The sequence below is a fragment of the Anaerosalibacter sp. Marseille-P3206 genome (genome assembly GCF_900155565.1).
GTDB lineage: Bacteria > Bacillota > Clostridia > Tissierellales > Sporanaerobacteraceae > FUHM01.
On the sequence record NZ_FUHM01000002.1, the window covers coordinates 749,968 to 763,853 of the forward strand.

15 protein-coding genes and 1 pseudogene are annotated in these 13,886 nt (G+C 32.7%); 1 reads left to right on the forward strand and 15 read right to left on the reverse strand.

Going from position 1 to position 13,886, the window contains the following annotated elements; all coding sequences use genetic code 11:
- Positions 1-3: 3 nt before the first annotated feature.
- A complete protein-coding gene (locus BQ9840_RS04940; protein ID WP_304528587.1) occupies positions 4-999 on the reverse strand; it encodes a beta-ketoacyl-ACP synthase III in 996 nt (331 codons plus the stop codon).
- 444 nt (positions 1,000-1,443) lie between these two features.
- Between BQ9840_RS04940 and fabZ the strand changes: the two genes are divergently transcribed.
- Positions 1,444-1,869 (forward strand): 3-hydroxyacyl-ACP dehydratase FabZ, encoded by a 426-nt coding sequence (fabZ, locus tag BQ9840_RS04945; RefSeq protein WP_369800221.1) that lies wholly within the window; start codon positions 1,444-1,446, stop codon positions 1,867-1,869.
- Between the two features lie 160 nt (positions 1,870-2,029).
- Here the strand turns inward: fabZ and BQ9840_RS04950 are convergent, their stop codons facing one another.
- The 14 genes and pseudogenes from BQ9840_RS04950 to cdaA all read right to left on the reverse strand — a co-directional run bounded on the left by BQ9840_RS04950 (position 2,030) and on the right by cdaA (position 13,760).
- Positions 2,030-2,485, reverse strand: a complete 456-nt coding sequence (locus BQ9840_RS04950) for an ATP-binding cassette domain-containing protein (protein WP_077368653.1) — start codon at positions 2,483-2,485, stop codon at positions 2,030-2,032.
- Positions 2,464-3,536: pseudogene (locus BQ9840_RS13065) on the reverse strand (ABC transporter transmembrane domain-containing protein). The gene BQ9840_RS04950 and the pseudogene BQ9840_RS13065 overlap by 22 nt, the downstream one beginning before the upstream one ends.
- A 27-nt stretch (positions 3,537-3,563) precedes the next feature.
- Positions 3,564-4,280: a copper homeostasis protein CutC gene (locus BQ9840_RS04965; protein ID WP_077368659.1), complete on the reverse strand. Its 717-nt coding sequence runs from the start codon at positions 4,278-4,280 to the stop codon at positions 3,564-3,566.
- 36 nt (positions 4,281-4,316) lie between these two features.
- A complete protein-coding gene (locus BQ9840_RS04970) occupies positions 4,317-5,258 on the reverse strand; it encodes a N(4)-(beta-N-acetylglucosaminyl)-L-asparaginase (RefSeq protein WP_077368661.1) in 942 nt (313 codons plus the stop codon).
- Positions 5,259-5,330: 72 nt separating this feature from the next.
- Positions 5,331-5,876 (reverse strand): 2-oxoacid:acceptor oxidoreductase family protein, encoded by a 546-nt coding sequence (locus BQ9840_RS04975; protein WP_077368663.1) that lies wholly within the window; start codon positions 5,874-5,876, stop codon positions 5,331-5,333.
- Positions 5,877-6,623 carry a thiamine pyrophosphate-dependent enzyme gene (locus tag BQ9840_RS04980; protein ID WP_077368665.1) on the reverse strand — a complete coding sequence of 249 codons (747 nt, stop codon included), beginning with the start codon at positions 6,621-6,623 and terminating at the stop codon, positions 5,877-5,879.
- A complete protein-coding gene (locus BQ9840_RS04985) occupies positions 6,623-7,684 on the reverse strand; it encodes a 3-methyl-2-oxobutanoate dehydrogenase subunit VorB (RefSeq protein ID WP_077368667.1) in 1,062 nt (353 codons plus the stop codon). Before BQ9840_RS04985 ends, BQ9840_RS04980 begins: the two co-directional genes overlap by 1 nt.
- 18 nt (positions 7,685-7,702) lie before the next feature.
- Positions 7,703-7,930, reverse strand: a complete 228-nt coding sequence (locus BQ9840_RS04990; RefSeq protein WP_077368669.1) for a 4Fe-4S dicluster domain-containing protein — start codon at positions 7,928-7,930, stop codon at positions 7,703-7,705.
- Positions 7,931-7,957: 27 nt separating this feature from the next.
- Positions 7,958-8,632 carry a nucleotide-binding protein gene (locus tag BQ9840_RS04995; protein WP_077368671.1) on the reverse strand — a complete coding sequence of 225 codons (675 nt, stop codon included), beginning with the start codon at positions 8,630-8,632 and terminating at the stop codon, positions 7,958-7,960.
- Positions 8,633-8,646: 14 nt separating this feature from the next.
- Positions 8,647-9,714, reverse strand: a complete 1,068-nt coding sequence (gene buk / locus BQ9840_RS05000) for a butyrate kinase (RefSeq protein ID WP_077368674.1) — start codon at positions 9,712-9,714, stop codon at positions 8,647-8,649.
- A 17-nt stretch (positions 9,715-9,731) separates the two neighbouring features.
- On the reverse strand, positions 9,732-10,634 hold the full coding sequence (locus BQ9840_RS05005) for a phosphate butyryltransferase (RefSeq protein WP_077368676.1): 903 nt from the start codon (positions 10,632-10,634) through the stop codon (positions 9,732-9,734).
- A complete protein-coding gene (gene buk / locus BQ9840_RS05010; RefSeq protein WP_077368678.1) occupies positions 10,634-11,719 on the reverse strand; it encodes a butyrate kinase in 1,086 nt (361 codons plus the stop codon). The genes BQ9840_RS05005 and buk (BQ9840_RS05010) overlap by 1 nt, the downstream gene beginning before the upstream one ends.
- A gap of 12 nt (positions 11,720-11,731) precedes the next feature.
- Positions 11,732-12,946: a CdaR family protein gene (locus BQ9840_RS05015; protein WP_077368680.1), complete on the reverse strand. Its 1,215-nt coding sequence runs from the start codon at positions 12,944-12,946 to the stop codon at positions 11,732-11,734.
- Positions 12,924-13,760 carry a diadenylate cyclase CdaA gene (gene cdaA, locus BQ9840_RS05020; RefSeq protein ID WP_200804877.1) on the reverse strand — a complete coding sequence of 279 codons (837 nt, stop codon included), beginning with the start codon at positions 13,758-13,760 and terminating at the stop codon, positions 12,924-12,926. The genes BQ9840_RS05015 and cdaA overlap by 23 nt, the downstream gene beginning before the upstream one ends.
- Positions 13,761-13,886: the final 126 nt, after the last annotated feature.

The window sequence follows — 13,886 nt, forward strand, 5'->3', positions numbered from 1 at the left end:
CCTTTACTTTACCCATTTCAATACTACACTAGCCCATGTAAGCCCTGCACCAAAGGCTACTAATAGTACAGTATCATCTTTTTTAATTAGCCCCTTATGATAAGCCTCATCTAATGCTATAGGGATTGAAGCAGAAGACATATTTCCATATTTATCTAAGTTTACATAAACCTTTTCTTTTGGAACCTTAAGTCTCTTAGCAGAAGATTTAATAATTCTAATATTTGCCTGATGAGGTATAAGATAATCTATATCTTCCAATCCAATATTTGCCTTTTCCAAAGCCTTTAAAGAAGCCTTCTCCATTGCTCTAACTGCGAACTTAAATACTTCTCCACCATCCATATGTACATAATGAAGTCTTTTCTCAACAGTTTCATGAGAAGCTGGCATTCTAGAGCCTCCTGCTGGTTGAGTAAGAAAATGTCCATTAGCTCCATCTGCCCCTAAATCATAGGAAAGTATACCCTTTCCATCTTCACATCTCTGCAAAACACATGCTCCTGCCCCATCTCCAAATAATACACAAGTGCTTCTATCTTCCCAATCTAGAATTTTTGATAAGACTTCAGAACCTATAACCAATACAGTTTTATAAGCTCCTGTTGCTATAAAGTTTGACCCTATAGCTAGTCCATATAAAAATCCTGAGCACCCTACTGAGATATCAAAGGCAGCAGCATTATCTGCTCCAATATTCTTTTGCACAATACATGCTGTAGAAGGAAAAGCCATATCAGAAGTAACTGTTGCTATAAGAATTAAATCTATATCCTTAGAATCAATATTTGCATCTTTAATTGCTTTCAAAGCAGCTTCTGTACATAAATCTGAAGTTGCAATGTCTTTATCTGCTATTCTTCTTTCTCTAATTCCTGTTCTAGTATTAATCCATTCATCAGATGTATCCATTATTTTGCTCAAATCATCATTAGAAACTATTTTTTCAGGCACATAACTGCCCATTCCAGTAATTCCTACAGAATATATACTATTCAAAATGTACACCTCCAGTTTAAGCATACTAAATTCAAGGGTTCTTTATATGAACGCCCTTGTGTGTCATTAAAAAACACTATAGATAAAGCTCAATGTATATGTGAAATTTATACAAATTATCAAAATAAACATTTAGAGTAATTATATACTATAATCTCTTATTTATCAACAATGTAATATGTTGTGAACTTAAGTCTATTTCGTAAAATCCCTTATTCATCGCACTTATACAAGATTAAATATTATTGACACTAGTGTCGACAATGATATTATATCATTTTTGTAAATTAAAAAAAAGAGGTGTTTTATAATCAATGTATTTGAATATGTAATTATAATATGATATATTTTACTAATGAAAAGCTAATTAAAGTTTATATTAATTGTTATTTTTTTTCAATATTTATTTACTATAATTATTGTAAAAGAGGTGGAAATATGTCAATTTCTTTAAATATTAAGGAAATAAAACGAATAATTCCTCACAGATATCCTTTTCTACTTGTAGATAGTGTTGAAATAATCGATTCAGGAAAAAGTGGAAAAGGATATAAAAATGTAACTATAAATGAACCTTTTTTTCAAGGTCATTTCCCAGAAGAACCTATTATGCCCGGTGTATTAATTGTTGAATCTATTGCACAAGTAGGAGCAGTTGTGATTTTAAGTGAAGAAAAATATAAAGGAAAAACCCCATACTTTGCTGGATTAAATAAAGTTAGATTTAGAAAAAAAGTTGTTCCTGGAGATGTACTAGAAATGGATATAGAAATGATAAAAATGAGAGGTTCCATAGGTATAGCTAAAGGCATAGCTAGTGTTAAAGGCGAAGTAGCTTGTGAAGGTGAATTTATATTTGCAATTGCTTAGTTTGTAAGCGTCAAATAGCCTCCATCTATTAAAGATGGAGGCTATTTATTATACTATTACTAACTTATTCTATTTTTATAATTTCATCAAAATTGTCGAGAAAACTTTTGTTAGTAGTATGAGTTACTACAATTACCATTTTACCCGACAATTCTTTAATCTAATTGCCTATATTATTCTCATTTTCTGCATCTAACCCTGAGGTCGGCTCATCAAAAAGAATTACTTGGGGATTTTTGAATATACTTCTTGAAATCTCCAATCGTTTTTCCTCTCCACCAGAGAGAGTTATGCTTGAATTATTTCCTATAACTTTACTTATAGGATGGGTAGTAATAAGTTCTTTCAATCCGCTTTTTATTAGTGCTTTTTTTATTTCCTCGTCATTATAAGAGTGGAAAAGAGCTACGTTTTCAGAAATAGTAGCCGTGAAAATATCTGGCTTTTGTTTGACGAAGGATATGTTATCGTAATAAGACATCAAATCAATATCTTTTAAATTTGTATCATTTACATTGACTCTACCTTCATCTACTTCGTAAAGTCCTGAGATGATATTGAGAAGTGTAGATTTACCACTGCCACTTTCACCTACTATAGCATATTTCTTTCCCATCTCAAAATATGGCTGAAATTACAAAATATAGGTTTGTCATTGTATGAGAAACTTATGTTGGATATTTCAATAAACTTAATGGGCTCTTTTAATGCCATTTTATTGCAGTTAGTACCTTTATTAGGAGTTTCGTTTATATAGTCACAAAGCTCATCGGTAATTTTTTTACTAGATACCAATTCAGTAAAGGTAGAACTCAAATACTGAAGAGGACCGGAGATGGTACTCATCAAAGTAGTCATTGCAATTAAATCTCCTACTGTAATTTTTTTTAGAATCACAAAGAAGCCACCTATTATCCAAGTGCCTGAATAAGCAATTCCTCCAAGGAAAAATGATACTGCATAGGTTAAACCTTGAAAAGACTCGAAATCTATTTTTTTACTTTTTAAATCTTCACTTTTTTCAGCTAATTTTTCAGAATAATTTGGAATACTGTTTCCAACTTTTAAAGTAATGATAAAACTTACAAATTCCTGAAATAGTGAAAAGTAATTATCCTGTTTTTGAGATACTAAATTCCTCTTATCTTTTAAAATTTTTTTGATATATAAGGGGATAACAGAGGAGCAGTCGATAAAATTACCATCAAAATCGCAAATTTTGCCTCTAGCTGAAAGGATAGAACAATAGATAGAACAAATATAAATAAACTGAGTATAAGTCCTGAAAGAGGCTTTAAGTATTCATTTTCCACAATATTTGCATCATTTACCAACTTTGATATGATCTTGCTTTTATCCGCATTCGCTATAGAAAAACTGTCAATAGTACTTATTTTCTCTACAAGTTTTGATCTTATATCATGCATTACACAATGCACCAGTTTTGCCTTTGTAACTCTGGGAAAGTAGTCAAATAACATATCTAGTATAAGATATAAAATAGAAAATATGGAAACCCAGACCAACTTTTTAAAATCGCCTGATAATGCAGTATCGGTAATTACCTTGTATATGAGAGCCGTAGCCACCTGAATCGTTGCAGCAATAAAACATATTAAAACGTGAAAAAACAATTCTTTTTTGTTATTCATTAATAACGATTTCATATTTACACCTCCTAACTATATTAACAATTATCTTAATTGTATCCTAAAATTAGGAGAGAGGCAATGGAAACTAACCAATTCTTTCATATGCCTTAGCTTTTCTTCATCTATATCTCCAAATGGACTACTATCTACTCTTATAGCTGTACCAAAATGTACTTCCCTTACCTTGGTAGTATTTATAATATACTCTACATTATCAAAGTTGAGTCCTCCGCCTAGCATTATTATCATTCGATTTTCAGATTCTCTTATCATAGTATTTATGATTTCTAAATTATCTTCAATCTTCCTTTTTCCACCAGAAGTCAATATTCTTTTTATTTGTGGATAATTTTTTAAGATAGAAATGCTTTTTACAATATCTACTGATTCATCTATTGCCTTGTGAAATGTAACTTCTAACTCTCCCGTATGCTTCAACAATAATTTTAAATTTTCTTCATCTATATTCCCTAGTGAATCTAATAGTCCAAAAACTACGCCATTTGCTCCTAAGTCCTTTGCAATTTCTATATCTTCTATCATAGTCTCTATGTCCTCATGGGAGTATACAAAAGACTTCGCATGTGGTCTTATCATCACATTAACAGGTATATTAACATTTTCTAATACCTTTTTTATAAGCCCATAACTAGGTGTTAATCCGCCCTCAGTTAAAGCAGATATTAGTTCTATTCTATCTCCACCGTTTCTCTCTATTTTTATGGCATCATCTACACATGTGCCTATTATTTCAATCATAATATCCTACCTTTCCGAAACTTCTTTACATATCAATTACTTTATTTCCTTTTTCATGTAGTCTTCTATCCATTTATCTTTTGCTTCCATGTATTTTGTTTTCCCATCTATTTTCTTGGCCAAATATATTATTGGTTTCATATCTTCTCTAGCTATTACAAAGGAAAATTCATCTATATTGGTACCTATTCCCCATTCTCCATTATTGTTCATACAAACTACGGAAATATCTCTTGAAATATTGGCTTTGTGCTTTAGCTTTTCACTGAATTCTATTACTGCTCTATCAGCTGCTTCTTGAGGATTTAACCCTTCCTTCATAAGCCTAACAACTTCATAAGATAAGCAACCTTTCATTATATCTTCTCCAACTCCAGTAGCAGCTGCACCACCTACTTCGCTATCTACATAAAAACCACTTCCACAAAGTGGTGAATCTCCAACTCTACCTTCTCTTTTCATAAATAATCCACTAGTTGATGTTCCAGCACACATTTTTCCATATGTATCTAGTGTAACAACTCCAACTGTATCATGTCCATCATAGGCCTTCATATTTTCTTCAGAAAAGCTCTTTTTCTTTTCTCTCCAAATTTCCAAGGACCTTTCAGTAGCCATATCTTTTTCTTCAAATCCATTTATTCTTGCATATTCCTCTGCGCCACTTCCTACTAAAAAATTATTGTATGATTCTTGACTTAATTTTATGGCAATAGATATTGGATTTTTGAATCCAGTTATACCTCCAACAGCACCAACTGACATTTTATCTCCATCCATAAATCCAGAATCTAATTCTACAATTCCCTTTTCATTGGGAAGTCCACCATATCCAACAGATCTAAAGCTTGGTTCATCTTCTACTGATTTAATCGTCTCCTCTATAGCATCAACTGCTGAATGTTTTTGGGTAAGTAATTTACTTCCCTTTGAAACTCCATCATATGCCATTGCCCAAGTAGCTATAATCCCCCACATAATATCACCTATCTCCTTTCTTTTGGAAAAACAAAAGCCAGCACATGCTGGCTTTTGTTTATAAACTAATACTTATAATTGAGATTTAACAGCCTCTGCTCCTTTTTCAAGCGCTTTCTTATTGATAGGAAGAAGTTTAGCTTTACTTTCACCAAATACTTTTGTGAAAGCTTCTAATACAGATTCAACTTTTACTATTTTTGTAGCTTCTAGATAAGCACCTAGCATTACCATATTAGCTACTTTGTCATTACCTAAATCTTTTGCTATATCATTAACTGGAATATAGTATACATCAATATCTTTTCTTGTTGCTTTTTGTTCTATTAATGATGAATTGATGAATAGTTTTCCTTCTGGTAAAATTTCATTCTCAAATTTATCTAATGATGGTCTATTCATAACTACTGCTGAAGTTGCTTCTACTACTACTGGTGATCCAACTGGTTCATCAGATACTACAACAGCACAGTTAGCAGTACCTCCACGCATTTCTGGTCCATAGGATGGAAGCCAAGATACGTTTTTGTCTTCAATCATTCCAGCATAAGTTATAAGTTGTCCCATAGCCATAACACCTTGTCCACCAAAGCCTGCAAATACTATTCTACTTTCCATTTATTCCACCTCCTCAGGATTTCTAAAATTTCCTAGAGGATAATAAGGTATCATATTTTCTTCCAACCATTTTAATGCTTCTACTGGTGTATATCCCCAGTTAGTTGGACAGGCAGAAAGTACTTCTACTATTCCAAAACCTTTACCTTCTAATTGAAGTTGGAAACATTTCTTTATAGCTTGTTTTGCTTTTCTTACATTTGCAGGATTATTAACTGCTACTCTTTCAACAAATTTTGCTCCATGGATAGTAGCTAACATTTCTGCTATTCTAAGTGGTCTACCACAGTGAGCTTCATCTCTACCATAAGGTGCTGTAGTAGCCTTTTGGCCTACAAGAGTAGTTGGAGCCATTTGGCCTCCTGTCATACCATATATAGCATTGTTTATAAATATAGTTGATATTTTTTCACCACGATGTGCTGCATGAACTATCTCAGCAGTACCTATAGATGCTAAGTCTCCATCTCCTTGGTAAGTAAATACAAACTTATCTGGGTGAATTCTCTTGATACCTGTAGCTACTGCAGGTGCTCTACCATGAGCAGCTTCGTGCATATCACAGTTAAAATAATTATATGCCAATACTGAACAACCTACTGGTGCAACTCCTATTGCATTGTCTAATACTCCTAGTTCTTCTAAGGATTCAGCAACTAATCTATGAACTATACCATGAGTACATCCTGGACAATAATGAGTTTGAGCATCAGTTAAGCCTCTAGTCTTCTCAAATACTACAGTCATTATTTTTCACCTCCATAGATTTCCTTAACCTTTTCAGCAATTTGATTTGGTGTAGGAATCATTCCTCCAGTTCTTCCAAAGAAATGTACTGGGAATTTGCCATTAACAGCAATTTTAACATCATCTACCATTTGTCCTGAGTTCATTTCAACTGTTAGAATTCCTTTACACTTATCACTTATCTTGTTAAATTCATCATATGGATATGGCCACAATGTAATAGGTCTTATAAGTCCTACTTTATAGCCTTCTTTTTCCAATGCTGAAATAGCAGTCTTTGCAATTCTAGAAGTAGTTCCATAAGCAGCTATAACAACATCAGCATCTTCTAAATTGTATGATTCTACTTTTACTTCATTTTCAGTTATTTCTTTGTATTTGGCTTGAAGTCTCTTGTTATGTTCTTCTAGTGCTTCAGCAGCCAAATATAGTGAGTTAATGATATTTGGTTTTCTCTTTCCACCTGTTCCTGTTGTTGCCCAATCTTTTGGAGGAAGGTTTCTCTTCTTAGGTTCCTTAAATTCAATTGGTTCCATCATTTGACCAATCATTCCATCTCCAAGTATCATAACTGGGTTTCTATATTGATCAGCTATATCAAATCCCTCAATTATTAAATCTACTAGTTCTTGTATATTAGCTGGTGCTAACACTACTAATTTATAGTCACCATTTCCTCCACCTCTTGTTGCTTGGAAATAGTCAGTTTGTGAAGGTTGAATACTTCCTAGTCCTGGGCCACCTCTCATTATGTTAACAATAACACATGGTAATTCTGCTCCAGCAATATAAGAAATTCCTTCTTGTTTCAATGAGATTCCTGGGCTTGATGAAGATGTCATAACTCTTGCACCTGCCCCAGCAGCTCCATAAACCATATTTATAGCAGCAATTTCACTTTCTGCTTGTAAAAAACATCCCCCTATCTTTGGTAATTCCCTGGACATATATTCAGGTAATTCACTTTGGGGTGTTATTGGATAACCAAAAAAGTATTTACAACCTGCTTTAATAGCAGCGGCTCCAATAGCTTCATTTCCCTTCATGAGAACTTTAGCCATAACTTAACCCTCCCTTTCTTATTCAGTAATTCTTTCAACTGTAATAACAACATCTGGACACATAGTTGCACAACTAGCACATCCTATACACTTGTCCATCTCTTTAACAGTAGCTGGATGATATCCCTTAGCATTGATAGTATCTATGTCTAGAGATATGATTTTCATAGGACAAACTGAAACACAAAGCCCACATCCCTTACAAATATCTTCATTGAATGTGACCTTGCCTTTTGCCTTAGCCATTTTGACCCCTCCTTACATTAAATTTAATTAAAGCATCCAATCTTCCCTCATGTACAACTTAATTGGGAAAATCTCACCTTGTAAGTTTGTTGGTAACTGTTTAGCAACATCTTCTAAAGCTACTATATATTTAATTGGAATTTCTAACTTATTTGAAACTTCTTCAGCTAACTTCTGCCCTTTCAATACATCTTCTACAGTTGTACTCTTGAGCATATGGGTATTGTTAATTATACCTGTAAATTTAAGTCTAGCTGTACCTTCTATAGCATGTAAATATCCTATAGCTTTTTCCACAGTATCTGTATCAGGTCTGTTTGCATTCAATACATAAAACATATCATAATTGCCTTCTATAAGATATGGATTATATCGACCTAATACTCTAGCTCCTGCTGGATCTCCTCCCACGTCTAATATTGTCTCATAACTTTCATCTTGTAGTGGGCCATATACTTCTGCTGAGATAGCAGGAATATCTACTGCTGAAGCCTTAACAGAGCTTGAAATCATCTTGACTCCTAGTTCTGATAAGATATCTTCTTTTTCCCTACTTCTAAAGTATAAGTTTACAACATCTAAATCTGCAAGAGCAACTTTTTTCCCTTCACTTGCCAACTTAACAGCATAGTTAACACTAAATTCAGTTTTTCCACTGCCATAGTGGCCAGTTATAACTTTAATTCTCTTGTCTTTAATCATATATTCACCTTATTCTATAAATATTCTTTAGCTTCCTCTTCTCCTCTTAAAACTCTTAAACCACCTTCAGCTAATGCACTGAGTTCATCTTCACCTGGATAAATATATACTTCAGATATAAACTCTACACTTTCTTTAATCCACTGTGTAAACAACTTGTCATGAGCAATTCCACCAGTAAGTATAATACCATCAACTTTTCCCTTTAATACTGTTGCACAGCTTCCAATTTCTTTAGATATTTGATAAGCCATTGCTTTATAAACAAGTTCTGCTTCTTTATTTCCCTTTTCAATCATTTCAGATACTTCTCTTGCATCATTTGTTCCTAAATAAGATACAAGACCACCATTGCCTTTAATCTTCTTTTTCATTTCTTCAAGAGTATATTTACCTGAGTAACACAATTTTACTAAATCTCCTACTGGAAGTCCTCCAGTTCTTTCTGGTGAAAAAGGTCCTTCTCCATCAAGAGCATTGTTAACATCAATGATTCTACCTTTTTCATGAGCTCCTACTGATATTCCTCCACCTAAATGAGCAACTATCAAATTCATATCTTCATACTTTTTCCCTTTTGATGCAGCATGTCTTCTTGCTACTGCCTTTTGATTAAGGGCATGAACTATACTCTTTCTCTCAATATCTGCCATACCTGAAATTCTAGCTATATCTTGCATTTCATCTACAACTGTTGGATCAACAATAAAAGCTTTCTTACCAATGCTTTGTGCAATTTCATTAGCTATAATGCCTCCTAAATTTGAAGCATGTTCACCTAATACTCCAACTTTTAAATCTTCCAACATATTCTTACTAACACTGTAAGTTCCACCTTCAATTGGTTTTAAAAGTCCACCTCTACCTACAACTGCACTAAGTGAATTGATTTCAATACCATTTTTATTTAATGCATCTACTATAATATCTTTTCTAAATTCATATTGATCATAAATTTTGTCAAATTTAGATAATTCTTCTGTAGAATGTCTCAATGTTTCTTCAAAAATAATCTTATCGTCGTCAAAAACTGCAATCTTTGTTGATGTACTACCTGGGTTTATAACTAATAATCTCTCCATTTTATGTCTCCTTTCTATTACTTTGAAGCTGCTAAAACTCCTAAAGCAATGGAGTACAACTTAGCTTCCTCTGTGTCTGAACGTGAAGTTAGTACTATAGGAGCTTTTGTACCAACAATTAGTCCTGCATTTTTACCTTCTGCAAAGAAAGTCAAGGATTTGTATAATACATTTCCCGCTTCAATAGCTGGAACCAATAGTATATCTGCTTCTCCAGCTACAGGACTATCTATTTCTTTGTGAATTGCTGCTTCTTTTGAAATAGCATTATCTAATGCCAATGGACCAGCAACTGTACAACCTTTAATTTCTCCATTTTTATTCATGTCTTCTAATTCCTTAGCATGAATAGTAGCCTCCATTTTTGGGGAAACCTTTTCCCTTGCACACACTACGGCTACCTTAGGATCATCTATATCTAAACTATGTGCAAATGTAACTGCATTTTCTAGTATTTCTTTCTTTTGATTTAAATCTGGACTAATATTCATTGCAGCATCAGTTACAATAAATATTTTTTCATAAGTAGCTACACTAAATACAGCAACATGGCTGATTATCTTTCCAGTTCTAAGTCCTATTTCTTTATCTAGTACTTGTTTCATTATAACTGCTGTATCTATAATACCCTTCATAACAATATCAGCTTTTCCACTGCTAACAAGGCTAACTGCAGTTCTACAAGCTTGTTGACTATCACTTTCATCAACTACTTCAAACAATGAAAGGTCTACTCCTACTTCCTGTGCAACTGTTTCTATTTTTTTCTTGTCTCCTACTAAAATAGCATCAGCAATTCCTAATTCTTTTGCCTTACCAACTGCACCTAATACTTCTTTATCTTCAGCTACAGCTACAGCTAATTTCTTTGGGCCTTTTTTCTTTGCTAATGCTAATAAATCATCAAATGACTTAAGCATTATATATTCACCTCATCTTCATAAATTTTTTCTTTTTCTTCTCCATTAATAACTCTTAAAACTCCTTTATTCAATGCATCCATTTCATCTTCACCAGGGTATACCACTATTTCTGAGATAAATTCAACCATTTTACTTATTATATCTACTAAATAATCAGAATAAGCCAATCCTCCAGTGAGAATAATATTATCTACTTTACCTTGAAGAACTGTGGCCATAGCACCAATTTCCTTACCTACTTGATAAGCTAATGCACTATATACTAATTCTGCATTTTTATCTCCACTATTAATTTTGTCTTCTATTTCTACACCATCTGTAGTACCAAGATATGATGCAAGTCCACCTTTACCTTTCAATTTAACCTTCATTTCATCTAATGTATATTTCCCTGAATAGCATAATTTAACTAAATCACCAACTGGAAGCCCTCCAGTTCTCTCTGGTGAGAAAGGCCCCATTTCACTTGCGTTGTTTGCATCTATAGCTCTACCATTTTTAACTGGAGATACAGAAATCCCTCCACCTAAATGAGCAACAATAAAATTTAATTCTCTTAGATCTTTGCCTAATTCCTTTGCCCTCTTATAGGAAACTGCCTTGATATTCAAAGTATGATTCAAGGATCTTCTCTCTATTTCTTTTAGTCCAGATATCCTAGCTACGTCTTCAAATTCATCTACTGCAACAGGATCAACTATATAAGCTTTTATATCTTCCTTATCTGCAATACCTTTTGCCAAAATTCCACCAAGATTTGAAGCGTGTTCTCCTTGAATTCCAACTTCAAGATCCCTAATCATCTTATCAGTAACTCTATAGGTGCCACCTGGCATTGATCTTAGTAAACCACCTCTCCCTACTACTGCTACTAGAGAGGAAGTACTTATTTCTATGCTTTTTAACCAATCATATATAAGGTTTAACCTATAGTCATACTGATCACTAATCTTATCATACCTTTCAAGCTCTTCACGGCTGTGAGATATCTTATGAGAATTAACTTCTTCTTCCCCTTTAAAAAGTCCAACCTTAGTAGAAGTAGAGCCTGGATTAATGACTAGTACATACTCCCTATTCATATTGTCACTCCTTTACTGTTTTTTTAATACAATTGTTATATCAGATGGTACGATATTTTCTACAGTTACACCTTCAATATCTGTTATATTTACTTTCACCTCATGAGTTCCTTCATCTAATCCAGATAAATCTATTTCTGGTGTTAATGAGGCTTTTGTTATATTGTTTAATATTCTTTCCTGTCCCTTAATATTAACTACAACATTTCCTATTGAATCACCATTTTCAATAGATAATCCTTCTTCTAGATTCTTTACATTTATATCATTAAATTCTAGTTCAATTGACTTAGTAGCAATTCTCTCTAAATTCAATTCCACTTTTACCTTTGTATTTGGTTTTACCAATTCAACACCCTCAGGTAAAACTAAATCTGTCTCAACATTGCTATTACTTAAAAGTTCATTTATATCAATTGGAACAGTTTTTATAGATGAAATTTCACTTAGTACATCTTCATAACCTTTTATTTCAACTGTTTTTGGAGTGACTTTAAAATTACTTATTTGATAATCATCTGGTAGTTCACCAATTGTTTGTATTTCTATAGGTACTTTTTTCGTTTTATATATAGGTAATAACACTTCAACTACATTTGGATCCTTTTCCACGCCTCTTATATCTTTTCCCTTTTCATCAATTAGTTTAATAGGACAACTAATTTTTATATCACTAGTTTTATCTGTTACATCTACTACAGCCAATACATCATTAACTGAATTAACCCAACTCTTTGGTCCCTTTAAAAATACAGATTGAGGTTTTACTTCTCCTTTGCCTAAACTGTACCCAGAATCTAGTTCACCAATAATCTTTAAGTTTACTGGTTTTTCCTTAGAAACTATGCTTTCAAATTTAAAAGAAACTTCCTTTGGACTATAATCTACAATTTCTACTCTATTAGGCACATTTAAATATATGGGAACTCTCTTTGTACCTTCTGAATAACCACTTAGATCAACTTCAGCTATAATATCTTTTTCACTAATATCTTTAAGATCATTTCTCTTACCAGAAACTTTTACATCAACCTTTAATTCTTGTGGGGACATAAGAGCTAAACCTGAACGTTCTAACTCATCAAGGTTTAAATATTTTACTTCTATATTCCTATAAGGACTTGTCATTCTTGGGTTTACTTCATTCATCACATAACTCCATAAAATGATAGCAATAACTAGTGCAAAGATTTTAACTGTAAGATCATTCTTCTTCTCTTTGCTCATCTTTACGCCTCCACTTTCCTATAAATGATTGTTTTTGTTCATTAGGTTTATATAATTCTATAAGTATTTGTTTCAGTGTTTTTGCGTCTAAATACCTAGAAAGATTACCTTTGTCCGCAATAGAAATAGCGCCTGTCTCTTCTGAAACAACAATTGCAAGAGAATCTGATTTCTCCGATATGCCAAGTGCTGCTCTATGTCTTGTACCTAGTTCTTTACTCAATGAAGCATTGTCAGTTAAAGGTAAAAAGCAACCTGCTGCTTTTACAATGTCTTCTTTTATTACTACAGCACCATCATGTAATGGAGTATTGGGAATAAAAATATTGATTAATAGACCGCTAGATACCAAACCATTGATTCTAGTTCCCGTTTCTACAACTTCATTTAATCCCGTTTGTTTTTCTATGACAATTAAAGCTCCAATTTTTTGTCTTGAAAGAGATGCTACTGCATCTACTATCTCATCAACTACCTTGTTTACAGTTTCCTCTTTTACTTCTACAAAGGATTTAGCAAAAAATCTACTTCTACCAAGATATTCAAGAGCTCTTCTAAGCTCCGGCTGAAATACAATAAGTATTGCAAGTATACCTACTGTCATGGTTTTTTCTAATATCCAATAAACTGTATATAACTTTATCCATTCACTTATCTTTGTAGCAATAAACAATAAAATAATACCTTTTGTAAGCTGTTCTGCCCTAGTTTCTCGTATAAGCATAAACAACTTATAAAAAGCACAAGCTACTATTAATATATCAATTATGTCTCTCATTCTTATGTTTAAAAAAAGATCAATTATATCTTGCAAGGCCAACACACCTCATATATTATTTTGTTTTATAAATACTTACATTATTATTATATAACAAATAATTGTTATTTTAAATAAATATAAGCAATGTACATTAAAATAATAATTAAATTTTATTAACAT

Bases quoted from the DNA above. Each gene is read 5' to 3' on its own strand.
- BQ9840_RS05015 (WP_077368680.1), bottom strand. From the start codon at position 12,946: ATGAGCAAAGAGAAGAAGAATGATCTTACAGTTAAAATCTTTGCACTA.
- BQ9840_RS04970 (WP_077368661.1), bottom strand. From the start codon at position 5,258: ATGTGGGGGATTATAGCTACTTGGGCAATGGCATATGATGGAGTTTCA.
- buk (WP_077368678.1), bottom strand. From the start codon at position 11,719: ATGAATAGGGAGTATGTACTAGTCATTAATCCAGGCTCTACTTCTACT.
- BQ9840_RS04975 (WP_077368663.1), bottom strand. From the start codon at position 5,876: ATGGAAAGTAGAATAGTATTTGCAGGCTTTGGTGGACAAGGTGTTATG.
- BQ9840_RS05005 (WP_077368676.1), bottom strand. From the start codon at position 10,634: ATGCTTAAGTCATTTGATGATTTATTAGCATTAGCAAAGAAAAAAGGC.
- BQ9840_RS04980 (WP_077368665.1), bottom strand. From the start codon at position 6,623: ATGACTGTAGTATTTGAGAAGACTAGAGGCTTAACTGATGCTCAAACT.
- BQ9840_RS04965 (WP_077368659.1), bottom strand. From the start codon at position 4,280: ATGATTGAAATAATAGGCACATGTGTAGATGATGCCATAAAAATAGAG.
- buk (WP_077368674.1), bottom strand. From the start codon at position 9,714: ATGGAGAGATTATTAGTTATAAACCCAGGTAGTACATCAACAAAGATT.
- BQ9840_RS04990 (WP_077368669.1), bottom strand. From the start codon at position 7,930: ATGGCTAAGGCAAAAGGCAAGGTCACATTCAATGAAGATATTTGTAAG.
- BQ9840_RS04995 (WP_077368671.1), bottom strand. From the start codon at position 8,632: ATGATTAAAGACAAGAGAATTAAAGTTATAACTGGCCACTATGGCAGT.
- BQ9840_RS04985 (WP_077368667.1), bottom strand. From the start codon at position 7,684: ATGGCTAAAGTTCTCATGAAGGGAAATGAAGCTATTGGAGCCGCTGCT.
- BQ9840_RS04950 (WP_077368653.1), bottom strand. From the start codon at position 2,485: ATGGGAAAGAAATATGCTATAGTAGGTGAAAGTGGCAGTGGTAAATCT.